Source organism: Bdellovibrio bacteriovorus HD100, assembly GCF_000196175.1.
Taxonomy (GTDB): domain Bacteria; phylum Bdellovibrionota; class Bdellovibrionia; order Bdellovibrionales; family Bdellovibrionaceae; genus Bdellovibrio; species Bdellovibrio bacteriovorus.
This window is the reverse complement of record NC_005363.1, coordinates 3,176,479-3,203,295: the sequence shown is the minus strand read 5'-3', so window position 1 is coordinate 3,203,295 and position 26,817 is coordinate 3,176,479. Positions and strand designations below refer to the sequence as shown.

Here is a 26,817-nt window from a genome sequence, read left to right as displayed (position 1 = left end):
GAAGGAGCGAGTAATGAATATCCAAAAGTCCCTGCGCCTTTTTGTGGCTTTCGTTTTCGGGTTGGCTTGCACCCCGGCTGTTCATGCCCAAGAGTTGGGTTTGTTAAGCGACATCAAGCCGCCGGCACAAGCCTCTGAATATATCTTCCGTTCTTCCCCTAAAGAATCCCTGATCAGTGTTCAATTGTTGGGGGCGGTTTATAAACCGGGCATCTATTACGTTCCTGCAAACACCGAACTTCTGAAGCTTTTAACTTTGGCGGGTGGAACCACGAACGGGGGGGACCTGTCTGAAGTTTTGGTTCGTAAAACCGAGCCGAAATCATGGTCAGATCTTAATATGAAAGCGCTGAGTGAATATCAAGGCGCCTATGAGGTGGATGCCGAAAAGATCATCAAGTACGGCGGCGGCAAAAACCTCAAGTTGGGACAGGACGACTTTGTGTATGTTCCTCCACGCACACCTTGGATCAGCAGCGAGGCTTCCCGCGGTATCACCATCGTGTCCATCGTTTTGGGTATCGTGCTGACAGCGGTTCTGATCGATAAAAATACTGGGGATAAATAATGATCCGGGCCCGCGATGGTCGAATTCTATTTCTGATCAAAGCCCTGGTGGCCCTGTTATTCCTTTCCAAGATCTCTTTGGGAAGCTTTTTGCTTCCCGTTCCTTACAGCTTTTCTTTTTTGATTTTTCAGCAGGGCATGCATCCCTTCGTGAATGTGTTTTTGTGCTTCCTGTTGGGGCTGCCACTGGGCCTGATGTGGTTGAAGGTGCGCGACCGGCATCATTTAAGTGGCTTCTATAAGCTCTTTGTCTTTGCTTTGATCCTGACCATGACCGTTCAGACACTTTTGCAAATCAGCTTTGTGAACACCGAGGAATCTCCGGTCATGCAAGTCGGGGCCCTGGCCGTGTCGCTGTTTATGGTGGTGATTTACGGCATGATCATTCCCAGCCTGTGGGACGTGAAGGATTTCATGTACTTCGTTCAGCGCTGGTCGGGAGTGCTGGTGCTGATTTCTCTCGTGCTGTGGGTGGTTGCTGGTGGCGCGGTATTTAAAGGCGGTCGTTTTGTGGGCGTCTTTAAGCACATTCCGCACATGGTGACCTGTGCGACGGTGGCCTTTGTATTTTCACTGGGAACTTTGTTGGAAGACCAGAAAATGAAACATAAGGTTTTCAGCGCGCTGGTGCTGGCTGGAAGTTTCTTTGCCATCATTCTGACCGGCACGCGGTCTTCTGCCGCAGCGGCAGTGGTGGCTTTTATTGTTACGATGGTTTTACATAAAACCGAAACCAATCAGGGGCGCATTTTCAAATTTGCTTCGCTGTCGGTCCTTCTGACGTTCGCGCTGTTCTTCGGTTCGCAGGTTTATGATTTTGCCCGGGGTGTGGCCACAGGTCAAAACGCCTTGGGCACCCGTGAGGCGCAAGACGGGATTGCCTCCCGCTGGGAAGAGGTTGAGCGCGGCAGTCAGATCTTCCTGCAGCAGCCCTGGTTGGGGCACGGGCTTCTTTCCAAATTTGCCTCTGGCAATGAGGTCGATGTTTCCAACTATAACGCCATGAAAGACCCGCATAATATCTTTGTCTCGGCCGGGGTGATCGGCGGTTGGCCGCTGATTGTGCTTGCTGGCATTTCGTTGATCCTGATGGTTGTGGGTTCTTTCAAAGCCCTTGTGAGCTTTGACATCTCCAAGCGACAGGTGGCGATCTATTTATTGTCCCATATTCCAATTCTGGTCATTTATCACATACACTTGTCTCTAGGAGGCATGGCAGACCGTCTTTACTGGATGGTCTTTGGTTTCATTGCTGCGTCGGTCTCTCGAACAGGAAAATAATGAAAGGCTTCGGCTACGGCTTTGCAGAGTTGGGAATCAACTGTGTTGAGATTTTCCTGCGTCTGCATTTGCTCGTCTTTTACACTCAGGAAGTGGGTTTAAATTCTTCCATGGCCGGACTGGCTCTGGGCTTGGCGATCTTTTGGGATGCGCTGATTGATCCGGTGATTGGCTACTATTCCGATCGCGTGCGCTTTAAGCGGGGCGAACGTTATTCTTTTCTGCCTTGGGGGTTGGTGTTTTTGTGTGTGAGCATCATGGGGCTGCTGAATCCTCCGCCGATGGAATCCATGACGGCCAAATTTCTTTATCTGCTGGGGTTTTCGCTGCTGGTGAATACGGCCTATACCTGCTTGAGTGTGCCATATTCAGCCTTGGTGGGGGATCTGGCTGTGGATTCCCACGAGCGCTCCAAGTTGATTGGCTGGCGTCTGGCTTTCGGCAATCTGGGGGCGATCTTCGGAATTGCGGTGCCGGGATACTTTCTGATTGCACGCGAATCGAAACCCTATGCACTGACGGCTTGGATGATTGTACTGCTTTTGTGTGTGGGCACGCTGGTATCGTGGTACACGGCCCTTCGCTACAATCGCCCGGCCCGGCAAGGCCAGGCCCTGGCGAAATTTTCGCTCTTTCAACCTTTGAAAAACCACAGCTTTATGCCGCTGTTGGCGGCTTATTTCGTGGCGAATATCGGGCTGACCTTTAACTCCTCGGTGGCTCTGTATTTCTATCGGGAAGCTCTTGAGTTTTCGGAAAAAGAGATCACGGCAGTTTTGCTGCTGTTTTTGCTGTCCTTTACCATCTCCATCCCGGGCTGGCTTTTATTGGTCAGGTACGTGCCCAAGCGCCAGGCCCTGATGTGGGGGGTGTTTATCTTGGGGATGGTCAGTTCCTTTATTTACCCGATGCTGCCGCCAGAGCAGGTGGGGTGGGCTTTGTTATGGGCTTCGGGGGTCGGGGGTGTCCTGGTGGGCTCTGCGGTGCTTTTAGAGTCTCTGCTGACTGATATAGTGAAGGCGGAAGAGGATCGCACAGGACAAGATGAGCTGGGGCTTTACTTCGGAGTCTGGAAGATGGTCGGAAAAGTCTCCCGGGGGGTGGCATTGGCTGTTACCGGACAGATCCTGACGTGGGCCTTGACTAAGCAGCCCGAAGTAACCCATTTCCGACTGGGGCTTGCCTTCGGTCCGCTGGTTGGGAGCCTATTCATTCTGGCGGTCCTCCTGCTGTGGAAGTTGTCAAATGGGCGCTCTGCCGTGAAGTAATTTCAAACTCTTAATCCTCATTGCTTATATAACACAGGCCAAAGCCATTTTTCGGTGGCACAACCAATGCTTACAGGTTCGTGACACTAGAAGGTGGGGAAATATGAGTGATCAACATATTGAACCGGAATTAACAGTTGGCGAAATTATCAAACTATATCTGTCGCACTGGCGGATGTTTGCCCTGTTTACCGCAGTTCTCTTTGCAATCAGCGCTTTGGTTTATGCCGTTAAGGTTCCGTTCGTGGCCAACTCCACGATTGTGATTCACGATTCTCAGAACTCCTCTTTGCAGGCGTTCTCGAACCAGTTCTTTGGTATGTCCAAATCGGTTCAGGAATCCAAAAAGGGCAGCAGTGTTCTTTCCAAACATATCGAGTATCTGAAAACCCGCGAATTCTATGAGGATCTGCTGAACCGCATTCAGGCCCGTGGTAACAGCAAAGAAATCACTCTGGAAGAGCGCAAAGGTTTTGAGATCTTCAAAGACAAGTACCTGAACGGCCTGGAAGCCAATCCGGAAAACAAAGTTCAGCTTTTGCAGGTTCTGAATACCTGGACAAAAATCAATCTGGATTCTGATTTCGAGATCCGCGTTTCTGCGGTGACACCGATCAAGTCCATGTCCTTGTTCCTTTCCAACACAGTGTCTGAACTGGCGGCAGAGAAGTTAAAAACCCGGGAGCTGAGTGAAATCAACCGCGTGGAAGACTTCATGGTGAAACAAAAGGCCGATGCCGATGAGAAGCTGGTGTCTTTGGGTAAACAACTGGCCGAGATGCAGAACAAAGATGAAAATCTGCTGCCGTTGGCTTCCAAAGACAAAATGGGTGAATACGTTTCAGACCTCTTGGTTCGGTCCAACGAGATCAAACTGAAAATGGCTGAAAACAAAAAGATGATCGACTATCTGCAAGCCGGTCGTGGCAAGCAGAGAGAAAGCGCGCTGTACGGCGTGGGTGGCCGTATTGAGGCTTTGAAAATCGAAAACAACATCCTGTCCAGCAAGCTGGGTCAGGTGCAGGCTTCCATCGCACGTCTGAAGAAAGAAGTGAAGGACCTGCCGTTCGCCGCCCAGATGGTCGACGACCTGAAAAAGAAATCCGAGCTGGAGTTCAACCGTTACAAGGAACTCAGCACGGCGTTGACAAAGCTGGATGCGATGAAGATTTCCATCGACACACGTTTTGAGGTTCTGGAAAGAGCCCGTTGGGAAACAACCCTGCCGCAGATCGGTCTGTTGAGCCTGGGTCTTTTGTCATTGTTGCTAAGTCAGTTTATTGGTTCTTTGGTGATCTATTTCAGATACCTGTGGAACCCGCATGTGGTGACGGCGCAGGCCTCCCGCAACTTGGTTATCTTCGACAATCACTCCGTGGATCCACGTGTGATTATTGAAAACTCCAAGATCAAATTCAGTTTAAAGAAACCGGAAGCCAAGAAGGAAGACGAAATCGAGGACGATCAGCAGAAGATTGCTTGGAACGTTCTTAATGTAGGTCAGGGAACTGACGTTTCTCAGTAGGTGTATATGAAGAAGCTTGTTTTCGGGGGAATGTTAATCGTGTCTGCGGCTTCCTTGGTGGGATGTGGAAGCCAGATCGGCAGCAGTGTTCGTCAGGCAGTGTCTGACAACCAATCAGCGCAAACGCTGGTTGAGTGGGAAAACTCTGAAGCCAACCCGGAAGCATTGTTTGCTAACTGGCGCCATGAATTCATGGTTGATTCCAGCAAGCGTGAATCCATGAAGACTGAACTGTGCAAAGAGCTTCAGGCTCTTCCGGCTCAGGATCTGACTTTGTTTGAAAATGAAATCCGCGATGAAAACAACCGCGCTTTGGTGAGCGGTTGTAAAGAAGAGCTTCTGGCTCAGGTGGATGAGCACTTCGATGAACAGCGTGAGTCTATGTCCGTACCAGGGCATGCTCTGAAAGCTGTGCAGTCACGGAATTCTTTCCGTTTCCCTGACAACACCCAAAAGCGGGATATGTCCAATGGATATATGGCGGTAAGAGGTGACGTGGCTCGCAAGGAAGTCGTTCTGACTTTTGACGACGGTCCTCACGGCCTGTACACAGACGCGATCTTGCGTGCTTTGAAGGAAGTGAATGCGAAAGCAATGTTCTTCGCTACTGGTAAATCTGTACGAACCAATCCGGAGGCTTTGAAGCGTGTTGCCGCTGATGGACATGTTATCGGCAGTCACTCGATCACACACGCGTGCTTGGGAACCAGCGTTGCCTGCTATAAACAAATGGGCAATCGCAACCTGACGTTCGATGAAGCGGCTGCGGAAGTTCGCGGTGGTCACCAGGCGGTCTTTGATGTTTTGGGCTGGGTGGACCCTGTGTTCCGCTTCCCTTATGGTGAGACTTCCAAGGATTTGAAAGCTTTCCTGAAAACCAAATCCACAGGCGAGTTTGCTTGGAATATCGAAAGTGATGACTGGAGAACTCAAAGCAATGAACAGTTGCTGGCCCGCGTTCTTGCGAACGTCGAGAGTCAGGGACGTGGTATCGTGCTTTTCCACGACATTCAAAGAAGAACCGCTGAAATCATGCCTCAGTTTTTGCGCGAGCTTTACAACCGTGGTTACAGTGTTGTATTGCTGACTGCCGCAGATCCGTCTGCGAAGTACAACAGTAAACTGGTTAAAAGAAAGCAGCAGCTTCCATAGTTAAAGTTCATGAAAAAGCCTGATATCGACCGTCCTTCGACGTGGAAACCCTATAAATCTGGAATGTGCAATGGCTGCCATGGCGGCTGTTGCACGATGCCGGTCGAAATCAAAATCTCCGACCTGATCCGCCTGGGTGTCGCCACCGAAGACGAGGCCCAGGGCTCCATCAAAAAATTAGCCAAGCGTCTGATGAAAGAGGGCATTATCGTGTCCTACCGCTCGGGCACCGAGTTCTTCATGCTGTCTCAAAAAGCGAACCGCGATTGCCTCTTCCTGGACACGAAAACCCGCCTGTGCACGGTCTATGAAAAACGCCCGGACACCTGCCGCGAGTTCCCTTCTATTGGCCCCCGCCCAGGCTTCTGCCCCGGCTCCAGCCACGTCTAATACCGCTGTCTCAGTCTGAGAAATGATCAAAAACCTGACAGGGGGTTGCGCAAGTACGGCTCTGTCTCAGAGTGAATTGCGCTAAATGCTCTATATTCGCCAATAGGTGGCACAGGCACTGCTCTTACATACAGATAAGAACAGGAGGCCCCTATGAGCTTCACAGATAAAAAACTCGAAATCGCAATCGTCGGCTTTGCCATCGTGATGGTGGGCGGGATGAGCTATCTGTTGAAATCGCCTGTTCAAAATGCCATCAAAGAGATTGAGGTCGTTTACGAAATGCCTCGCCCTAAATCCATTCTGGCGGCGTTGTTTGACCTGGGTGACCGCGAAATCTCCCGTGATTACAAGAACCCGTTTGAAAAGAAAAAAGCTGATGCGAAGAAAGCAGAAGCTCAAGCAGCAGGTCAAAAGCCAGCGGCGACTAAAACTGCAGCTAAAAAGAAAGAAAACTCCAAAGCTCCAACTGAAATCAAGAAGCCATCTGTTGAGGTTAACGTGGTGGGTGCGGATGAAACCCGCGCCAATCTGGGTGAAGACATCACTGTAGGGGATGGCAACGGCAACAATCAGATCGCTGAAGACACTTCCGGAAATAACAAACAGGCAGAGCCGAACAAGTCCAACTTGTCCGGTGATCAGTGGCGCGCTCTTTTGCAGGCTCAGCCTACAAAAGAAAACGTGGCAAAGCTGGTTGCTGCTTATGAAGCCAAAGAAGTGGACGATCAGACTTTCTATACAATCGTGACGGATCTTCTTCGTGGTAATAAATCGGAAACTCAGCTGCTGGGTCTGATGGCCTTGAAGGGTGCTTACAGCGCAAAAAGTTTCGCGGTGGCAGCTCAGTATCATGATTCCCTGGCTCCAGAAGTTCAGCCGCAAGTACAAAGCTATATGATGACTTACGCGGTTTCCGGTCGCTTGCCTTACTTGATGTCTGCTTTGCAAACCAACAACGCAGAAGTGGTGAATGCAGCGACACAAGTCGTGATGCAGGGTTATGCAGCAGCTAAAACAGGCACGAACTTGTCGGATCCACGCGGTTCCCGCGGTGACGTGGTGGCAAATTCTGTGGAAAGCTACAGCAAGTTTGTTCCAATCTTCCAGCAACTGGCACAGAGCCAGGACAGCGAAATTGCAGGCTTGGCTTCTGCAGCCTTGAGTCAAATTCAAACTGCGGCGGTTGCGTCTCTTTAAAACTGGACAGCCCCCGTCTTTTTCGATGAGAATAAGCCCATATTTATGGGCTTTTCTAATTTCTGGCGCAGCTTCATTTTAATGATCACATTGGTGGGAACTTCTTATTCCCACGCCGCCACTGATTTGCCCCGCAATCTGACCCAGGGTGATCAGATCCGCACTTTGCAGATTTTGGGATTTGGATCGGCCTCCAAAATTCTTGATAATCCGTACCCACTGGGTGGTTACACCGGGATTGAGGTGGGGCTTTCCACGGAGTTTATTCCAGCCGAAGATCTTTCCGCCTTGGGCAGTAAGACTCAGGACAAGGGTGAATTCAGTTTTTACACTCTGACTATCGGCAAAGGTCTATACTACAATATCGATGCGCACGTGTACTTTACTCCGACCGTACAGGAAGAAAAGATGCAGAACTTCGGCGCGCAACTGCGCTGGGGCTTTTATGAAGCCAGTTTCTTTCCTCTGACCTTGACGGCAATGGTTTATGGCGGGGGTGCGAACTTTTCAAATCTGATCAATGTGTCCAGCATGGGTTATGATTTGATTGCGACTGTCACCATGAATCGTCTGGCGATCTATGTGGGTGGTGGGCGTCTGCGTGCTATTGGCACCTTCATCGGCGGTCCGGACGGGATCACCGCAGATCAAAACACCGTGACTCAGGATATTGTCGAAGACCACGCGGTCTTCGGTATCAACGTCGACATCTCCAAGATGTTCATCGCCATGCAGATCGACCGCTATGCCGATTCTGTATACTCAGGAAAAATCGGCTTCCGTTTCTAGATCGCTGAAAATTACTTTTGCGCTTTTTCGATCAGTTTGGTTGTGGACTTGCCATCAACAAACTGCAGGGACATGACTTGGCCACCATAGGACATCACAAACGGAGCGCCCACGATGGAATCAATTTTCCAGTCGCCGCCTTTGACCAGAATGTCGGGGCGAACTTTGTGAATCAGATTTTCCGGAGTGTCTTCAGTGAAGATGACGGTGAAGTCCACGGCATTCAGCGCCGCCAGAATCTCGGCCCGATCGGCTTCGATCTGCACCGGACGGGTAGGGCCTTTCAGGCGTTTCACGCTGGCATCCGAGTTCACGCCCACCACCAGCAGATCGCCCAGCTTTTGGGCTTCTTGAAGATAGCGCACATGACCCACGTGAAGAAGGTCAAAGCAGCCATTGGTGAATACGATTTTTTTGCCGGCAGCACGAAGAGGGGCCAGAGTCGTTTCAATGTTATCGAGATTACAGACCTGACCCATAGAACTTATGCCTTTTTGAACAGCTGAGCCCCAGTGATAGAGCCCGTGATATCTTTATTAAACAGAACTGACAGAATCGGAAGGATCACAAAACCCGTTGCGATCACCACCAAAGAGCGAGCAACCACTTTCAAAGAGTAAGCGGCTTTGTTCAGCTCTTCAGGTTTTCCGATGCGTTGATCAAACGCCCACTCACCCGGAGTGCAACCGATAAAGATGCGGTTCACAGTCAGATAAATGAACGACACACCCGCAAACAGGCTGAAGGTCGCCAGATAGATCATGCCTTGAGAGTCCGGATTGGTCAGATTGCCGATCAGGTCCACTTTCGTCACAACCAACAGGATGATCATGCAAAGAAGACTTGCTGCCACGACCAGCATTCCGTCCAACAAAGCGGCCGAGAAGCTGAAGGTGGTTTTTTTGAATTCTTCTTTGGCAGCTGTACCCGTGATCTTTTGTTTTGCCGTGGATTTTTCGAAATCCAGGCGACGGTTTTTCTGCAGAGTTTTCAGGATCTCATCCACTGCCGCCGAAGACGTGCCGTCACCGCCCACTTCTGTCAAACCACCTGGAGTCGGTGGCAAAGAAGTGGCAGCTTTTTTGCGTGGCAATGGGGGGCGAAGAGGATCGGTGGAGGATTCTTCAATCAGCTCCAGACCTTGGTCCTTGATGCGTGGGGTGGCTACGAAGCTTTCTTCCGGAGCTTGGGACGCTGGATTTGCCTGTTTTTTCTTGTGAAAACCCAAACCATCCGTGAGGGGCTTAAACTCAAATTCCTCAAAAGGATCCATGCCTTCTCCTTAAATCAACACATCAGATCAAAGTCATACTTTAGGACGGAGACCAAGGTCATGCAAGCCGTTTCAACTCGTAGAACTTGGGGTCCCAGTGTGACTGGATGAAGGCCTAGTTTCTGGAATTCTTCGACCTCACGGTGTGAGAATCCCCCTTCGCTGCCCACGATAATCCAGACATCTTTGATCCCGGCGGGGTGGTCGGCTTTGACCTTGCTGACGTATTCCTTGATGCTTAGAGTCGACGGACCCTCATAAGCAAATAGACCCACGCCGGACCCATTTCGGTTAATCAAATCCGAGATCTTTTCAAATGGGATGGCAGGGTGAACCTTCATCAGGTCGCCGCGGCCACTTTGCTGGGTGGCGGATTTGACGATCTTGTCCCAGCGGTCGGTTTTATTGTCAGATAGCTTTTCGCCTTTTCTTAAGAAGCTGAATTCAGAAAAGAACGGTTGAATGCTGGTCACGCCCATTTCAACCGCTTTTTCCATGATGGCGTCCATCACGGGAAAGCGCGACAGGGAAAGCACCAGGTGCAGGTGCGGCTCTTTCAACGCGGGGATGATTCGTTCTTCCAGCACGCGGGCCGTGGCGTTCTTTTTGGACACGTGAGTGACTTCAACAAAGTACGCCTTGCTGTCTTCAGTCAGCACTTCGAATTTGGAACCAATCTCCTGACGGCAGACATCGAAGATGTGATGAAAGACGTCGCCGGTGAAATTCACCTGATCCTGGAACAGATCCTTTTTTTCGATCCAGTAGCGTCTCATGACTGAACCCAGTATCCAACCCATTCGTCTTTTTCAATTCGACGAACCACGGTCAGGCCAGAGTTTTCCATGAACTTTTCAAAGAAGTGATTGTCACGCTCTTCCAGAATCCCGGTCAGCAGCATGTGGCCGCCCGGCTTCAGAACACGCAGCAGATCTTTTTTGATGTTGATCAGAACACCATCGATGATGTTGGCCACAACCACGTCATACTGATCGCGGATGTCTTCGATTTGTGTTTCTGGAATTTCAATTTGTGGCAGCTTGTTCAGCTTCACGTTTTCACGGGCCACACGGCGGGCTTCAGGATCAATCTCGATACCCGCAACCAATCCCATACCGGACATCTGTGCCAGCATCGCAAGGATCGCGGTGCCCGTGCCCACATCCAGCATTGCCCAGTTCGCCAGATCGCCTTTGTATTTTTCAGAAAGCTTGTGGATGAAGAACGCCATCATCTGAGTGGTGGCGTGAGTGCCGGTGCCGAAGGCCATGCCCGGATCAATATAGATCGGGTGTTTGCATTCTTCTGGAGGGGTCAACCAGGATGGAACAACCCAGAAGTCGCCGACCAGTTTGAAAGGTTTGAAGCCTTTTTTCCATTCTTCCAGCCAGTCTTTGGTTTCTTCCTCGTGGATGTGCCATTTGATGCCTTCATTCAGCTCAAGCAAGCCGTCGAAGAAATTGCATTCCGGGCGTTCGTTGAAGAACACGTCCATTTCGTGGGCGCGCACATGAAGAATTTTGGGATCGTAAGTCAGATCTGGCTGCGAAAACGGCAAAGCCTCGGTGACGCCGGAAGCGCCACATTCAAAGCAGTGGGTGGTGATGATATCTTCAAGTTCAGCAGGAACCTGGCTTAGGCGGATTCGGAAGTAGGAATTTGTGTCACTCATTCCGAGTGGTGTTATCAGAAACCACCGAATTATCAAGTCTTTCCGCTGTTGGGGCCGGGGTCAAAGCCAGGGCCGCCGGAGCTGTATTTGCCGCAGGAACCACCGGGGAGGGGTTTGCAGAAACTACAGGGTTTTGGGCGGCTTGGGCCGGGGTCGTAACCGTGGTCACGGTGACCAAAGCTTCCGGGGTGGCGGCCGGAGTTTCAGCCTCAGCGACCTTTCTTTTGGCTTTGGGTTTGGAGTTGTCGATAAAGGACCCACCCAGGTCGATGCGGTCGCCGGTCATGATGCCGATTTGCTCCAGCATTGGCAGCTCATCACGGGAAAGCAGGGTGAATTCACGGGCCACGGCCACACGGTCGTAAATGGCGATGATCTTCAGCTGCCCCACGGGAACCAGGATTTCACCAACGGCATTGGCGCCACTGGCGTCACGGATGTTGATCTTGCGAACGGCCGTGACCACGAGATTCTTTTTCAATCCAGAGCCGGGGCCGGCGTTGATGTAGAAGTCTTTATAGACGGTGTCGGTTTCCGACAGCGTGATATTGCGGCGGACATCCACCACGGACATGTCAGCCGCGTGGGATGGAGTCGTAAATCCGAAAAGTATCGCCAGTAAGAACATCATAAGAAAACCCTTCCATGGTTTGTCTGATTCCTTTATCGGCTGTCTTATTTTGAAACTTAAATCCACTGGACCAAAGAACGGGGAAAAGGTGCCTGGTTGTTTTTTCTGGCTACAAGGCAGCAAAAAGCCCCTTGGGTCGCAAGGGGCTTCAAAGTTAAATCGAATGTGGGGGCCGAGGTTAGTTGGAAACGATGGCGCCCTGAACCGAGCTGTACACCTTGTAGGTGTCATCAGCAGTTTTCTGTTCGATACCGGACATGTAGTTCCCCACCGTGCTTTGCACGTGATAGGTCACACCACCACCTGTGGCCGTACCGGTCTGAGTAGAGCCGGACACCAAACCTGTGGTCTTTGCCGGATCCTGGAATTTGATTGGCGGAGGAGCAATTTCGGCAAGCTGCTCCAGAGATGCTTCCATAGAACATCCCGTGGCGAGTATTAGTAGTGAAGCTATAACGAACCTTTTCACGCAATACCTCAGTGTTACTGTCTTATCGGCTGGAAGCCGGCAGACGTTGAGTGTTCTCATTTTGAGACTTGATATATTTCATTAGATCTTCATTCTGTTTGAGCAGAAGCTCATTTTGCTTTTGTAAGGCGGTCATCTGCGTCTCCAGATTGGAAATACGCTCGTCATGATTGGTGAGGATCGCTTTGAATTTATGGTAAAGCTCCTGCACTGCACTTGTGATCGGAGCGATCATGTTGATGTAGGAAACAGCTTTGATACCTTTTTTGTTTTCTTCCACCACATTTGGATAAACTTTTTCAAGCTCCTGAGCGATGAAACCCATCTGCAGTCGTGGATCTGCATTCGGATCTTTCCAGTGATAGGAAGACGGCTTCAGTTGCAGGATTTTATCCAGGCTTCCATCCAGAACGTGGATTTCTTTTTTCAGGCGAATATCAGAAGCGCCGTTCACAGTTCCTGCCGTGGTCAGGTTTCCGACCGCCGACAAGGTCATCTTGGCGCTGACAGCGCCGCCACTCTTGGTGAGGAAATCGATCTGTCCACCTTCCATCTCGTTGGCAACGTTCATGTTGGTGCTGCCAGATGCCGGAGTTCCGAAGTATCCCGTGCGTGTAGTTGGGGAGGCTGTGCGGGCATAGAACTGGATGTAAGTGTGATCGATTCCACCAGGTTTAAGAGATAGGACCCCACCGCCCGTGGCAGCGGTTTCACCCACTGTAAAATAGCCGGTGTCGCTTAAAGACATTAGCAGACCGCCGGAACCCAGGTTTCCTTTGTAGAAGTTCAGGCGGCGGTTGGTGGCGAACTCATTGACGATGTGGAAGTTGTTGCTTGATGTGGCGTCATTACCCATCTGGAAAGACGAGTAGGCCGTGTTGCCAGCGCCCGAGCTTCCGATGTGTATATTCGCCAGCGGACTTGTGGCTGTATTAAAGCCCGTGGCTCCGGCGAAATAGTTTTTCGCGGTCGTGCTTTGCTGATAGATTCCGTAGCGATTTGTGACGGTCCCGCCTGTTGACGGGTTCTGCAGGAACAAGTCATACATGTTCGTCACGGTGCCGGACTGCAGATGCGGGACGATTCGAATACCAAATGCGTCCGTGGTTGCCGGGGCATTGCCGACGACGTAGTTTTCATGTCCATAGACGAATTGTCCGGAAGCCAGGTATGAGACTGTTCCCGCATCCACGTTCCCCGCATAGCGGTTGCGTGTGGCATTGGCGTGGAAGGCTTCATTCTGACTTGTTACAGTCACGCCGGAAGGTACGTTGGGAACAACGATACTGACCAGGGAATGTGTCGACAAAGTGGAATTGGCAGTAGGGCTGAAGCGCTGGTAGGCACCTGCCGCCACATAATTGCCGGTTGTTTCAGTGTGATTGCGCAAGGTCGCATTCAATGCTTCCGTTGTGATGGCGCTAAAGGCACTTGGGAAAGGGGCAAGATCCCCAATCACCGCGCCACCTTTGACCTGGAAGTTGGTCGCCGGTGCATTGGTGTTGATACCTACCTTGCCGTCCGCCTTGATGGTCATCCACTTGTTCACACCCATCATGTCGGTGAAGTGCAGGTCCGCTGAAGTGGTGTTGGTGAAATCCGTACCGGATTCAATATAGTTCGCGCCACCTTGGGAAAGAATGCGCATGGTGACCGGAGTGCCGGACTTGTCCTGAATGCGCAAGTCCACCGCCCCTGTGTTGGAAAGATGCAGGTTCCCTGTCGGAGCCGTTTCGTTCACGCCGACTTTGCCTGTGGCAAGAATGGTCATGCGGGGATTGGCGTCTGTTTCAAAGGTCAAAGACTGGGCGTCGTTGGTGCCCAGGACTGCCGCAGTACCAAAGCTATTGCCGCCATTGGCAAAAATCCCCGAAGAAGAATAACTCGTACAACCCATCACACCCGACGCATTGAAGGTCAGCATCTGTGCGGTGCCGCAGGTAAATGGAATCACCGCAGAACCTGTGCCGTTGGAAACAAGCAGACGGTCGGCCGTCAAAGACGTCGCGCCCGTACCACCTTTGGATACCGGTACGGCAGACGGGAAGTTCGCCGGATCAGCACTGATAGTGCCTGAGGAAACCGCGATACCCGAGCCCACCTGAACCACACCGCGAGCTCCCGTTGTCGCAGCATCAACGGAAATCACTGGTGTTGAAGTGCCCGTAGCCACCTGAACCGGCGCTGTACCAGAGACATTGGTCACAGTTCCCGCGTTGGGAGTCGCCCATTTTACACCCGCGGCAACAGCACTGTCGGCAGTCAGCACCTGACCGTTTGTACCCACCGGCAGACGGATATTGTTGGTGGCATCGCGAACCAGAACGTCCCCTTTGGTTGTCAGAGGAGACAACGCATTGAATGCCCCCAAAGCCGTTGTCGTCCCGGTGCCGCCATTTGCAATCGGCAAAGTGCCGGTGATATCTGAAGCCAGATTGATTGCCGCGCCACTGGACGCCGCCGTCAAACGACCTTGAGCATCCACTGTGATGGAAGCGCGAGTGTAAGATCCCGCCGTTACCGTCGTATTGGCTAATGCAATCGTCCCGGTGGAGGTGATCGGGCCGCCTGTCAAACCAGTGCCCGTTGCGATGTTGGTCACAGTACCGCCGGAAGAAGTGTCAGTATCAGTACCGCACTCCCATCGATTGTTCGCAGACACCCATTTTAAAACCTGGCCATCAGTACAAGCGGTATTGTTCGGACGATAGACAAAGTATTTACCAGCGCCATTACCCACATCACCCACATCCAACGTCACAGAACCAGTGCGGCCAGCAACGGTTGTGACCGGGAAGGCGATGGCAGCGTTGCTTGCCGCCGTCAGGCGACCTTGAGCATCAACTGTGAAAGTTCCAACTTGTGTGTTGGAGCCATAAACAGCCGGAGTGACTGTCGTGTTGGCCAAAGAAATTGTCCCGGTGGAGGTGATCGGACCACCAGACAGACCGGTACCGGTTGCGATGTTTGTCACAGTACCGCCGGAAGAAGTGTCAGTATCAGTACCGCACTCCCACCGATTGTTCGCAGACACCCATTTTAAAACCTGGCCATCAGTACAAGCCGTGTTGTTCGGACGATAAGTCAAATATTTACCAGCACCACTGCCGATGTCAGCAGCATCCAAAGTAATCGCACCCGTGCGACCTGCAACCGTCGTCACCGGGAAAGCAATGGCGGCATTGTTTGCCGCCGTCAGACGCCCTTGGGCATCGACGGTGAAGGTGCCGACTTGAGTGCTGGAACCATAAGATGCGGCCGTCACCGCTGTATTAGCCAGCGAGATCGTGCCGGTCGAAGTGATTGGACCTCCGGAAAGCCCCGTGCCGGTTGCGATGTTGGTCACAGTTCCGCCGGAATTGGCGTCATTGTCTGCGGCGGGTGCGAACTTGGTGCCGTCATATTTCAGCACCTGTCCGGCGACCAAACCTGTTGTGTCGACAGTGATGCCTTTGATTTTATTCACGGCCACGGCACCAATGGTGCCACTGACATCACCCGCAACAGAGACGTTGATAGACTGACAGCTGAAGCCCGTGACAGCATTCCAATACATTGTCTGATGAGCCGCACAGTTGGCGTTGGCGACGGCTGTGTTAAAATCCGCTTCGGTCATGTAGTTGTCCAGTGTCGTGTTCAGGCCATTCACATCTGAAGTGCTGATCTGTGCCGACAACCACTGTGTGCCGTTGAATTTTAAGAAGTGCCCATTTGTGGGTGCTGTGGCAGAAACCGCTACGCCCTGGAGTTTAGCAACTGAAGGATTTGGATAAGTTCCACCCAGGTCGCCCGCGGCGGCACCCGACGGGACGCGCGCATCAGTGAAGCGTGGATCATTTCCGGCTGCGACTTGATTGGCATTTTGGCCTACATTCAAAGTCAGCTGTGGGGTCGTTGTGCCATTGGTGATAGTGATATAAGCATTGGCCGAAGTGACATCGGACACAGTACCGCCATTGGCACCAGAAACGCCGGAACAACTTAAAGCGGTGCCATTCCAGCTTAGGAAGGTGCCTGCTGCGCAAGTCGGCAAGCCGGCTTTCTGCAGGAAGTCCTCTTCGGTTTTGGTTCCGAGTTTCTCTGAAGACAGGGCATAGGCTGCATAAGGAACTGTGCGGATTTCATTGGAAGGGGAGATGATCTTCCAGCCCGAACCGTCGTGGAATTGCACCTTCAGCAGGCGTGTGTCGCCGGCTTGTGCGGAATAGGTGGAACCACCAAAACAATTGTGAACTTTGGAGTTGTTGAAAGATTCAAGCAAAGTGAAAAGAGGATCGGCCGGGAAAAGTTTGGTGCCGGACCCGATTGGTACGTCAAACACACCGGCTGAATTCACCATGTTCACGCCGTCTTTTTGTTCCCGATAAATTACACAACTGCCGTTAGGACTGGTGATTTCAAAGAGAAAGCTGACGTTGTTGTACTCGAGAGCGTGGCCGTCGGATTTCAAAATGCGGCCTTGATAGGTCAGCGAGTTGGGCGAAGCCAACGCGAAAATGCCCGTGAGCAATGAGAGTATTGCGATCAAATACGTTCCGTTTCTCATGTGGTTCTTATCGGCTTTTTAACAGGAATTCGTGAGGCAAATCCCAGAGCTTTTTCAGGGATTTAATGGAGGTTATTTCTTTTTGATACAGACCTTAGCTTTGGGATTGACCTCGCAGATCGCTTCACGAAGCTCCTGGTTCTCTTGCTTCAAAGAGGCGATTTCTCGCTTCTGAGCCAGGACTTCGGCCTTAACGCCGGATACGGACTTATAAAGCTCTTTAAAGGCTTCAATCATCGGGCCGATCAATTTGGTGTAGGCCACTGCACGGAAGCCTTTCTCATCTTTGTCGACGGCTTCAGGGAACACACGTTCGACGTCCTGGGCGATCACACCCATGTCTTTTTTCTCAATAAGATCCAGATCCGGTCGGACATCGTGGCGCCAGTTGAAGGTCACTCCGCGCAGAGACAGGATTTTCTTTAGAGAATCAGGGATGACTTCTATGTCTGACTTCAGCCGGGCATCAGATAAGTTTTCCCAGGCTGCCGTACCACCGGAAGTACCGTTGACGAACAGCTTGCGTGAACCTGTATTGCCACCAATATAAACGTTGCCGGCATTGGTGACGGTGATTGCATCCGGGGTGGCTGTGGTCGGGCCTGGACGAATCCAGAAGTTACCACCATCAAGTCCCATGAAGAACTTCTGAGCGGCATCAACCTCTTCAAAGCCGATGTAAGGAGCTGAGGCGTTTTTCAGATAAAGCGGAGCCCCACCCGTTGCGCCGGAGCTGGCACCCATTGTGACCCAACCGTTGCTGTAAATACGCATGCGTTCAGTTGGTATGCTGACGTTTCCAGTGCCTGAGTGGGTCAGGAAGGCCAGGTCCGCCGGGACTGAAGTGGATGTCCAGGTGGCAGAGGCGATGCTTTGAATTTGGCCGCCAAGACCCACGGTGGTGGCGTCTCCGTAACCGTTGAACAGAACGTTACCCAGGACATCTCCGGAGGCGACCGCTGTTTTGGCCGAGGAGGTTCCGCGGGACTTCATCAACTGAATGCCCGGACCTGAAATCGAATCTTCATTTCTTTCCAGTGCTACTGACGAGGCAGAATAAGTTGAACCTTGAACATGCAGTTTTACTGACGGGAGGCTGGTGCCAATACCGACATATCCACCACCAGTGATACGCATTTTTTCACCAGATGAACCGTTGTTCAGAGTTGCGAAAGACATGTAGGCGGATTTTGTCGTGGCAAAATCGGCTTCCGCGACACTCGCAATGCTGGCACCGCTATAGTAGGCCGCACCATCATAACCACGCATGGACAGGAAGCCCAGGGAATCCCCCGCCAGCACTGCCGTTTCAGCGCCCGAGCTGCCACGCGCTTTGGTTAGAATGTATGCGGGTTCGCCGGTATTACCAATACTCTGGATGTAGACGTCGTCATTGCCGCCACCAGTGCCTTTGACGTGAATGATTCTTTCCGGAGAAAGAGCTTCGCCCAGGCCCAAACCGCCTGGAACAAACAGCTTCAAATCCTGAGTCGCGCGCCAGTCGCCTTGAGCATTGGCATTTCCAATTCCCACGGTGCTGTTGGCAGGATTGGCCACAGGGCCGATACCCCAATAGCCGGCACTGTTCCAGTTACCCACGAATTGAGCCTGTCCCAGAGTGTTGTGATAAGAGCCCACAAACACGGCGTTGTAGTTGGCAGTTGCGTTCCATTCACCCACCTGGAAGCGGGCGCCAGGGCTTTCAGCATCAATGCCGACCCTGCCATCGTTGGTGATTCTCATTTTTTCAACATTGTTCGTATCAAAGATGATGTGTGCGTTACTGCCATTGGAAACATAAAGATCAGAAGTCGCGGCATTAGCGTAACCAAAAGTACCCAGCCAGGTTCCATTGCGCAGGAAATCCATTTCAACTTTACCAGCAGCCGGGGAATTCAGGATCAAAGCGGACTTGGTTGTCGCCGGAGCCATCACCGCCAGACCCGCATTGGTGTCAGGTGTCTGGCCGATACCGACATAACCCGCATTCGAGATTGTCATGCGTGTGACGTTGTTGGTTTCCAGTGCCAAAGAATAGGCGTCGTTCGTTCCCAGCGTGGCATTGCCAGCCAGTGTGTTCCCGCCGTTGGCAAAGAAGGCGGTCGAAGCAAAGTTTGTACATCCCATCACGCCAGACGCATTGAAGGTCAGCATTTGGGCCGTGCCGCAAGTAAATGGAATCACCGCAGAACCTGTGCCGTTAGAAACCAGCAGTCGGTCGGCCGTCAAAGACGTCGCACCCGTACCACCTTTAGATACAGGAACGGCTGACGGGAAGTTCGCCGGATCCGCACTGATCGTGCCTGAAGTAACTGCGATCCCTGAACCCACCTGCACAACACCGCGAGCGCCGGTTGTTGCCGGGTCCACGGAAATCACCGGAGTGGTTGTGCCGGTCGCAACCTGAACGGGAGCTGTGCCAGTGACATTTGTCACAGTGCCCACAGTTGGCGTGGCCCATCTTAAACCGGAAGCTTGAGCAGAATCCGCCGTCAAAACCTGACCGTTGGTGCCCGCAGGCAGGCGGATGTCGTTCGTGCCATCGTTAGCCAGAACATCCCCTTTGGTTGTTAAAGGAGAAAGACCATTGAAGGCCGCCAAAGCGGTTGTTGCTCCAGTACCGCCGTTGGCAATCGGCAGGGTGCCAGTCACATCAGATGTCAGATTGATGGCAGCCCCACTGGAAGCCGCCGTCAAACGACCTTGAGCATCCACCGTGATCGAAGCGCGCGTGTAAGAACCAGGTGTCACCGCTGTATTTGCCAATGCAATCGTGCCTGTAGAAGTGATCGGACCACCGGTCAGGCCGGTTCCTGTCGCGATGTTCGTCACCGTACCGCCAGAAGAAGTGTCCGTGTCAGTGCCGCACTCCCAGCGGGAATTGGCATTGACCCATTTTAACACCTGGCCATCAGTACAAGCCGTGTTGTTTGGACGATAGGTCAGATATTTGCCTGCACCACTTGTGATATCAGCTGCATCCAAAACCACAGCCCCAGTGCGGCCTGCAACCGTCGTCACCGGGAAGGCGATGGCAGCATTGCTCGCCGCCGTCAAACGCCCCTGAGCATCAACAGTGAAAGTGCCCACTTGAGTTGTGGAACCATAAGAAGCGGCAGTCACCGCTGTGTTTGCCAAAGAAATTGTCCCGGTGGAAGTGATCGGTCCACCGGAAAGACCCGTGCCCGTCGCGATGTTCGTAATCGTACCACCGGATGAAGTGTCGGTGTCGTTCGCACACTCCCAACGGGAATTGGCGTTGATCCATTTTAGAACCTGGCCGTCAGTACAAGCCGTGTTGTTCGGGCGATAGATAAAGTACTTGCCAGCGCCGTTACCCACATCGCCCACATCCAAAGTCACAGCCCCAGTGCGGCCTGCAACCGTCGTCACCGGGAAGGCAATGGCAGCATTGCTCGCCGCCGTCAAACGCCCCTGAGCATCAACAGTGAAAGTGCCCACTTGAGTCGTGGAACCATAAGAAGCGGCAGTCACCGCAGTGTTGGCCAAAGAAATAGTGCCCGTGGAAGTGATCGGTCCACCGGAAAGACCCGTGCCCGTCGCGATATTCGTAACTGTACCGCCCGAGTTGGAGTCATTGTCCGCCGCTGGCGCCCACTTGGTTCCGTCGTACTTTAAAACCTGACCCGCCACCAGTCCGGTGGTATCGACAGTCACACCTTTGATTTTATTTACAGACGAAGCTCCGATCGTCCCGCCGACATCGCCGGCCAAAGACACATTGATTGCCTGACAGGAAAAACCCGCCACCGCATTCCAGTACATGGTTTCATGAGCCGCACAACCGGCGTTGGCAACGGCGGTGCTGAACTCAGCGTCTGTCATATAAGAACTCAAAGTCGCAGAAAGTCCTGTCACATCACTTTGGGCGATGGTCGAAGGAGTCCACGCCGTGCCATTGTATTTCAGGAAGTTTCCACTGGCGGGAGCCGCGTTGGAAACCGCCGTGCCCTGAAGTTTTGCCACGGACGGATTGGGATACGTTCCATCCAGGTCTCCGGCGGCAGCTCCAGTTGGAACACGCGCATCAGTAAAACGGGCATCGTTACCCGCAGCCACGGTGCCAGCCGCAGTGCCCACGTTCAGGGTCAAAGCCGGAGTCGAATTTCCATTAGCGATGGTGATGTAAGAGTTCGTGGAAGTAACATCAGTGACCGTGCCGCCATTGGCACCACTGATTCCCGCACAGGAAAGGGCGGTGCCATTCCAGGTCAGATAGGTGTTGGCCGGACACGTGGGAAGTCCCGCTTTGGCAAGGAAGTCACTTTCAGTTTTGGTGCCCAGACGTTCTGCTGAGTAAGAGTATGCAGAATAAGGCACAGAACGAATTTCATTCGCCGGTGAAATCACCTTCCAGCCCGAACCATCATGGAATTGCACTTTCAACAAACGCGCATCACCGGCCACGGCACTATAAGTGGCGCCACCGGAACAGTCGTGAGAGCGGGCATTGTTGAAGGAATCAATCAAAGTGTACAGAGGATCCGTCGGGAACATCTTGGTGCCCGAGCCAATCGGCACGTCAAACACACCACCCGAGTTCTGAAGATTCACACCATTTTTCTGTTCACGATAAAGCACGCAAGTGCCGGAAGGATTTGTGATTTCAAAAAGAAAGCTGACGTTGTTGTATTCCAGGCCCTTGCCGTCGGAGTTAACGATACGTCCTTGATATGTCAGAGAATTGGGTGCAGCCAGGGCCACCGCAGACCAAAAGAACACGAGAATTAAGACAGAATACGTTCCGTTTCTCATGTCATTCTTATCGGCTTCTTAACAGATTGCGAGAGTCCAAGTCCAGTTTGTTGCCGCCAACTAATACAATTATGATTTGTTCGCGGATAAGTGTTTCAGATTGAGACAATGAAACTGAAGTTGTTGAAGAGTCTTTGAGATTTTCACAAGACTTTGGACTTTGGAACTAGTCGGCAGACGGGGTCGGTCGTGAATAGAGAGTGTTCGTGACCAGGGCTGCACCGATGACCAGGGCGCCAAGCAGTTGCACGGGCGTGAGCCGTTCATGGAAGATCAAAGCACCCATCAGGGCGGCGGTGATCGGCTCAATCATCATCAACAAAGCCACTTCGGTGCTTTTTAGTTTTTGCAAAGCGGCCAGTTCCAGCGTCAGTGGGATGATTGTGCAGACAAAGGCCAGCCCCAGGATGCTGGTGGCTTGAATATCACTCAGGTTGCTGATCGCGGAATAGTGGGGATGATGGAAAAGCGAAAGAGCCAGCGCACCGAAGGTGATCACATAAAGGGCTGAAGTGATAGGGCGCACATTCTTTTGCAGGCGACCGGACAGTAAAACGTAAATTGCGTAGCTGATGGCGGCGCCCAGCCCCGCGGCCACGGCCCAGATATTTTTAACTTCGATATGCCCCCACAGCAGCATCACCAGACCCGAGGAGGCCGCCACCAAACACAGGGCTTCTTTCCCGGAGATTTTGTCCTGGGTAAAAAAGTGGGAAAAGACATTTACCCAGAAAGGGTACGTGTAAAGCAGCAGCGCTGCCAGAGTAATGCTCAGGCCATCGACGGCTGTGAAGTAAAGGGTGGAAAAGAAGGCATAACCAAAGATCCCCAGCAAAGCCGCGATCACGATCTGGCGCACGCTCAGTCGCACCCAGGAAGGCCGGAACAAAAGCAGGAAGATCCACAAAAGCACCGCCGCCAGAGCAAAGCGGTAAGACAGCAGCTCACCGACGGACAGTCCCGACTGGAAAGCCCATTTACCGAAGATCCCCAAAAAACCAAAACCCACGCTCGCTACAGAAATTTCCAAAGATCCGCGAAGACGTGGGTTCATGTTTTTCATAATGAAATGGCTTTAAACTTTTTTACCGTTTTTGTATTTGCTTGGTTTCTTGGTGGTCTTCACTTTGGAAGCCGGTTTCGCCGTTTTCTTTTCAGAAGTGGCGCGGCCCTTGTAAGTGCGTTTTGTTTTGATCTCTTCCGGATCATCCGCCAGGAAGACACGTTGAACAGCGGCATCGTTCAGATAAACCAGTTCGCCGGTTTTTACCGCCCCCATACGCAGACGACCGATCGCCACACGCTGAAGTCTCATCACATCAAAACCGATTTTTGCGAACATCTGACGGATCTGACGGTTTTTACCCTCAGTGATCACGATTTTGTACCATTCGTACTTTTCAGATTTGTTGTCGCCGGTCTTTTTGATCTTTTCAATGTGACGGGCAGAAACTTTGCCGCCCACGATGGAAACGCCTTTTTTAAGCTTTTCCAACTGGAATGGTTCAGGTTTGCCGTTCAGTTTCACCAGGTAAGTTTTGGTTACTTCAGCTTTTGGGTGCATGACCTTGTTGGCGAAATCACCATCGTTGGTCAAAAGCAGCATGCCTTCAGAGTCCCAGTCCAGACGACCTACCGGGAACACGCGCACTGGAAGCTCGGTCAGGTATTCCGCCACTGTTGGGCGGTCATGCGGGTCATCCATGGTGGTCAGAACGCCGGTGGGTTTATTCAGAATAGCGTAGATCTTCTGGGTCAGCGGCTTGCGCAGAGGCTTGCCATCAACAAGAATACGGTCGCTTTGAGGATCAACTTTGATACCCAGCTCGTAAACGCGTTTACCGTTCACGGTCACCAGGCCCTCTTCGATCATGCGGTCTGCATGACGACGGGATGCCAGTCCACTGTCAGCAATTAGTTTATTAAGTCGAACTCTTTCAGAGGAGTTATTTTCAGACATTCTTCATCGGCCTCGGGTAATTGTTGAGTGATCAATATATCACCACTCAGGCCGGAAGAGGAGATATTCTTACGGTTGTACTCGGCGATGGCATGGCGGAGGTCGCGAGCCAGCAGAGTCATGAGTTTGTCTCCCAAAAAGACGTTGTCCACCGCGGTTTCCGCCTTGCTCAGAACGATGGAGGACCATTTCAGGGCCTCAGAATCGCCTTGTTGGATCAGGGCGCAGGTTCTTTCAAGCTGGCTTACCAGGTCTTGATAGTAAGGATCGGTTCGACGGTCGACAAAGAATTGCTCCAGGCGCTTGATCGGGAAAAGCAGGCGGGTCTGTTCCTGCAGCGGCTCGTTTTTCATCTCAAGCAGCTTTTGGAAAACATAACCACGCAACAGGGATCCAGTAACCTTGTCGCCCATCACGCGGAACTGGGCAGTAATATACGGAGCCACCTCGATTTTGTGGGTGTGCTGCGAGCTCAGTTCCAGGTCGGAGTTGTAGTAAAGAACCAGATCTTTGCGAAGAGGCTCCAAAAGACCGTCGCGGATGGTGAATTTGCGGTCGAAAGTGCGAACTTCCAGGGATTTGTCTTCGCGCAGGATGATGGCAATGGCTCTTTTGTTCTGATCCGGCAGGATGCGGAACTTCTCGCCTTCGGCGCACTGAGTCTTAAGATAAGAGCTCACCGCGTCAATAAGGTCAGCAAAGTGCTCGATTTCGATCAGCTGCATGTTCTGCGGGAAGCGAATCGGATTCAGGTCAAACTTCTGCTGATAGAAGCTATTGAAATTCTCCAGCAAAAACTGAACTTCGTGACCCAATTGCTGTTTGTTGGACGCCCAGTGCGGGTAATCCATGCAGTAATTGAAGAACATTTCGATCAATTCAGGGGTCAAAACGTCGTCAGGATGAGGGAAACCACGCAGGAAATTGAAGAAAGACAAACGCGTCGGTGTATTCTGAGGATTCAGATCAGAAACAAACTTCAAAAGTTGTCCGACTTTAAGCATTTTTTTCTGTCTCCTTCCCTCGGGCCCTAAAGTATGAACATTTGAATTTTTAGTCCAGAGAAAATATAATGGAAAAGAAGAATTTTTTAAGTCCTATGGAGGGGCCCGATATGCATAAAGAATTGAATCCGGAATTGTTTGGGGAAAAGAAAGTGGCCAAGAACACCGCTATGGACAGCGTTTCTGCCGTGGGGACATCCCCGAACAACTACCTGAATACAGATCGCCAGATTTTTGAAGTCAAAGCCCAGAACCAGGCCCTGGCTGAACAGTTGAACAAGGTCGTCGCCACCGTCAACGAACTGATCAAGACCTCCAACATCAAGTTTGAAAAGCAGCACCACCTTTTGAACCGCCTGGAGCAAAGCCACAATGGCCTTGCCACTGAGGCTGGTCAGAAGATCACCCAGCTTTCCCAACGTGTGAACGAACGCAAAAGTTTTGATCTGAAAGTTCAGGAAATGGTCGATCGCCACAACAACGTGATAAAAAGTTTTGAAGTGCGCATGAACCACCTGCAAAAACTTCTGGCCGAAAAAGAAGCGCAGATGATTTCCAGCCAGGCGGCATTGAATGAAGCCAAAATGGAGATCGCGCGACTGAAGCGTCTGTAAATGAATAAAAAAAAGGCCCTGAAAAGGGCCTTTTTCTTGTTTGCCAGCGTTTACATTTTCATTACTTTTTTATGTTGGCAGGTGGACAGACCAAAAATCTGATAAGCAGGACACCAGCCCACAAGGCCTGTGACCAACGGGATTGTGCCCAGCAAGAACCACGGGTTGGCGGGGCCGACAAAGGCCAGGCTTATCAGGCCCAGGCCCACCACGATACGCAAAGTTCGATCCACAGAGCCCTCATTTTTTGAAAAGACAGACATAAAGCCTCCTTGATATAGATCCATTATAACTCCAATGCTTTCCTGATGAATATGATCTGGGACATGGTCTTGGGTTCGGTGCATGGAACTTGGTCAGTGTCAGGATTCTTGTAAGGCCACATTGTTGTTGCGCGAAGTCCTTGTAACCTCGACGGAAATTCAGAACGAGACGCAGGTAAGGAGGTATTTCCCTAGACAGTGCCGGACCCGCCAGATCGAATTCCGAGGCCTGCGGCCTTGGAATGACTCTTGCCTTAAGAACCTTCACCGACAGTGAAGGCGGGTGGGGGGGAATATGCAGAAACGTTATATCATGCTGACCGTTGTCTTTCTGGCTTCCACGCTTCTTTTTCAAAACTGTGCCCCTTCCGCCGTGACCTTTAAAGACTCGGTCGAACTGGCTTCTTCGGTAGAAATGCAGGAAGAAGTGGTGCCGGAAGAAGAAGCTCCGGTTCTAAAGTCACAAACCTTCACCGCGGCTTCAAAAGCAAAAGTCATTGATATGGTGTGGGTGATCGACAACTCCGCGTCCATGACCAGCGGGGCTGAAATCATTCGCAAAAATTTTGAAAAGTTCGCGCACCTGGTGGAAAACCAAGTGGATCTGCGAGTGGCCCTGGTTTCCAAAAAGGACGCCTTTTCGCTGAAGACCCATGTGGCTTTGCCCGAGACCATGAAAAACGGACAGCAGGTGGATTTTATGGTGCATAGTTATAATCTGCTGTTGGTGGCGGCGGCGGCCACTTGCCCTGAATCCGCAACGGATGCTTTCTGCAAAAAGATTCAGGCGAACAGTCGCTATGACAAAGCTTATTCTTCATTGAGTGAATTCTTTCGCCCGCAATCGCAGAAGGTTTTTGTGTTTGTGACGGATGATGACTCTTCGGCACGCGACAACACCACAGTTCAGTTTGATGCTGAAAACCTGAATGGCTACGTCGGTATTATTAAAAATCTTGCGGTGGACGAGGACTATATCACGGCCGAGACATTCCAGGATCGTATGATTCGTGCTTTCGGCCGGAACGGTTCCTATAAAGTCTTTGGCTTTATTGCAAGCGCCACCAGCAAGTGCCGGGCCCGCCCCAGTGATGTCTACAGATCACTGATCACCGCCAGTGCCGGAGCCGCCTTTGAAGTGTGTGCCGCAGACTGGAGTGCCGGCTTTACCAAGCTTTCTGAACGAGTCGTTGATTATGCGACGACAGAGTTTTCTTTGCAGAGTGAAAACGTCAAAAAAGTTCTGTCGGTTCAGCTGAATGGTAAGACACTGATTCCGGGCCAGGACTATTCTGTTGCTGATGGCAAAGTCACCCTGAACTCGACTTTGGTCAAAACGCTGGGAAATTATATCATCGACGTCACCTACACAGAGTAGCCAGCACTTCGTAGGGAAATATGAATGCGAGTTGTTTATAGATACTTAGGTTGTCTAAC

22 protein-coding genes are annotated in these 26,817 nt (G+C 51.7%); 10 read left to right on the top strand and 12 right to left on the bottom strand.

Annotated elements, in window-relative coordinates; all coding sequences use genetic code 11:
• Window positions 1–13 precede the first annotated feature (13 nt).
• From BD_RS15025 to BD_RS14990, 8 genes are all read left to right on the top strand, one after another.
• Window positions 14–568 (top strand): SLBB domain-containing protein, encoded by a 555-nt coding sequence (locus tag BD_RS15025; protein WP_011165632.1) that lies wholly within the window; start codon window positions 14–16, stop codon window positions 566–568.
• On the top strand, window positions 568–1,848 hold the full coding sequence (locus BD_RS15020) for an O-antigen ligase family protein (RefSeq protein WP_011165631.1): 1,281 nt from the start codon (window positions 568–570) through the stop codon (window positions 1,846–1,848). The genes BD_RS15025 and BD_RS15020 overlap by 1 nt, the downstream gene beginning before the upstream one ends.
• The gene (locus BD_RS15015) at window positions 1,848–3,116 is read left to right on the top strand and encodes an MFS transporter (RefSeq protein WP_011165630.1); all 1,269 of its coding nucleotides are present in this window, start codon (window positions 1,848–1,850) and stop codon (window positions 3,114–3,116) included. Before BD_RS15020 ends, BD_RS15015 begins: the two co-directional genes overlap by 1 nt.
• A 103-nt stretch (window positions 3,117–3,219) precedes the next feature.
• A complete protein-coding gene (locus BD_RS15010) occupies window positions 3,220–4,641 on the top strand; it encodes a GumC domain-containing protein (RefSeq protein WP_011165629.1) in 1,422 nt (473 codons plus the stop codon).
• A gap of 6 nt (window positions 4,642–4,647) precedes the next feature.
• On the top strand, window positions 4,648–5,793 hold the full coding sequence (locus BD_RS15005; protein WP_041583623.1) for a polysaccharide deacetylase family protein: 1,146 nt from the start codon (window positions 4,648–4,650) through the stop codon (window positions 5,791–5,793).
• Window positions 5,794–5,802: 9 nt separating this feature from the next.
• The gene (locus tag BD_RS15000; RefSeq protein WP_011165627.1) at window positions 5,803–6,183 is read left to right on the top strand and encodes a YkgJ family cysteine cluster protein; all 381 of its coding nucleotides are present in this window, start codon (window positions 5,803–5,805) and stop codon (window positions 6,181–6,183) included.
• A gap of 153 nt (window positions 6,184–6,336) precedes the next feature.
• Window positions 6,337–7,383: a hypothetical protein gene (locus tag BD_RS14995; RefSeq protein ID WP_011165626.1), complete on the top strand. Its 1,047-nt coding sequence runs from the start codon at window positions 6,337–6,339 to the stop codon at window positions 7,381–7,383.
• A gap of 45 nt (window positions 7,384–7,428) precedes the next feature.
• Window positions 7,429–8,172 (top strand): hypothetical protein, encoded by a 744-nt coding sequence (locus BD_RS14990; RefSeq protein ID WP_011165625.1) that lies wholly within the window; start codon window positions 7,429–7,431, stop codon window positions 8,170–8,172.
• Between the two features lie 11 nt (window positions 8,173–8,183).
• Here BD_RS14990 and rfaE2 read toward each other — a convergent pair whose 3' ends face one another.
• The 11 genes from rfaE2 to BD_RS14935 form a co-directional block, all read right to left on the bottom strand.
• Entirely contained in the window at window positions 8,184–8,651 is a 468-nt protein-coding gene (gene rfaE2 / locus BD_RS14985; protein WP_011165624.1) for a D-glycero-beta-D-manno-heptose 1-phosphate adenylyltransferase, read from the bottom strand.
• A gap of 5 nt (window positions 8,652–8,656) precedes the next feature.
• The gene (locus BD_RS14980; RefSeq protein ID WP_011165623.1) at window positions 8,657–9,445 is read right to left on the bottom strand and encodes an RDD family protein; all 789 of its coding nucleotides are present in this window, start codon (window positions 9,443–9,445) and stop codon (window positions 8,657–8,659) included.
• A gap of 14 nt (window positions 9,446–9,459) precedes the next feature.
• Window positions 9,460–10,221, bottom strand: coding sequence for an RsmE family RNA methyltransferase (locus tag BD_RS14975; RefSeq protein ID WP_011165622.1), 762 nt, complete (start codon window positions 10,219–10,221; stop codon window positions 9,460–9,462).
• A complete protein-coding gene (locus BD_RS14970) occupies window positions 10,218–11,117 on the bottom strand; it encodes a 50S ribosomal protein L11 methyltransferase (protein WP_011165621.1) in 900 nt (299 codons plus the stop codon). Before BD_RS14970 ends, BD_RS14975 begins: the two co-directional genes overlap by 4 nt.
• Entirely contained in the window at window positions 11,110–11,748 is a 639-nt protein-coding gene (locus BD_RS14965; RefSeq protein ID WP_011165620.1) for a hypothetical protein, read from the bottom strand. The genes BD_RS14970 and BD_RS14965 overlap by 8 nt, the downstream gene beginning before the upstream one ends.
• Before the next feature lie 178 nt (window positions 11,749–11,926).
• On the bottom strand, window positions 11,927–12,166 hold the full coding sequence (locus tag BD_RS14960) for a hypothetical protein (RefSeq protein WP_048349785.1): 240 nt from the start codon (window positions 12,164–12,166) through the stop codon (window positions 11,927–11,929).
• 73 nt (window positions 12,167–12,239) lie between these two features.
• Window positions 12,240–16,763 carry a tail fiber domain-containing protein gene (locus BD_RS14955; protein WP_011165618.1) on the bottom strand — a complete coding sequence of 1,508 codons (4,524 nt, stop codon included), beginning with the start codon at window positions 16,761–16,763 and terminating at the stop codon, window positions 12,240–12,242.
• Window positions 16,764–16,835: 72 nt separating this feature from the next.
• On the bottom strand, window positions 16,836–21,539 hold the full coding sequence (locus tag BD_RS14950; RefSeq protein ID WP_011165617.1) for a tail fiber domain-containing protein: 4,704 nt from the start codon (window positions 21,537–21,539) through the stop codon (window positions 16,836–16,838).
• A gap of 166 nt (window positions 21,540–21,705) precedes the next feature.
• Window positions 21,706–22,593 (bottom strand): EamA family transporter, encoded by an 888-nt coding sequence (locus tag BD_RS14945; RefSeq protein WP_231839201.1) that lies wholly within the window; start codon window positions 22,591–22,593, stop codon window positions 21,706–21,708.
• A gap of 21 nt (window positions 22,594–22,614) precedes the next feature.
• Window positions 22,615–23,499, bottom strand: coding sequence for a pseudouridine synthase (locus tag BD_RS14940; RefSeq protein WP_038448409.1), 885 nt, complete (start codon window positions 23,497–23,499; stop codon window positions 22,615–22,617).
• Complete coding sequence (locus BD_RS14935) at window positions 23,454–24,503, bottom strand: hypothetical protein (protein ID WP_011165614.1); 1,050 nt, start codon at window positions 24,501–24,503, stop codon at window positions 23,454–23,456. Before BD_RS14935 ends, BD_RS14940 begins: the two co-directional genes overlap by 46 nt.
• A 110-nt stretch (window positions 24,504–24,613) precedes the next feature.
• Here BD_RS14935 and BD_RS14930 point away from each other — a divergent pair, with 110 nt between their 5' ends.
• A complete protein-coding gene (locus BD_RS14930; protein WP_226988042.1) occupies window positions 24,614–25,117 on the top strand; it encodes a hypothetical protein in 504 nt (167 codons plus the stop codon).
• Window positions 25,118–25,167: 50 nt separating this feature from the next.
• Here BD_RS14930 and BD_RS14925 read toward each other — a convergent pair whose 3' ends face one another.
• Window positions 25,168–25,380: a YgaP family membrane protein gene (locus tag BD_RS14925; protein ID WP_011165612.1), complete on the bottom strand. Its 213-nt coding sequence runs from the start codon at window positions 25,378–25,380 to the stop codon at window positions 25,168–25,170.
• A 295-nt stretch (window positions 25,381–25,675) separates the two neighbouring features.
• On the opposite strand from BD_RS14925, the gene BD_RS14920 reads away from it, so the two are divergent.
• Window positions 25,676–26,758 carry a hemoblobin-interacting domain-containing protein gene (locus tag BD_RS14920; RefSeq protein ID WP_038448406.1) on the top strand — a complete coding sequence of 361 codons (1,083 nt, stop codon included), beginning with the start codon at window positions 25,676–25,678 and terminating at the stop codon, window positions 26,756–26,758.
• The last annotated feature ends 59 nt before the right edge of the window (window positions 26,759–26,817 follow it).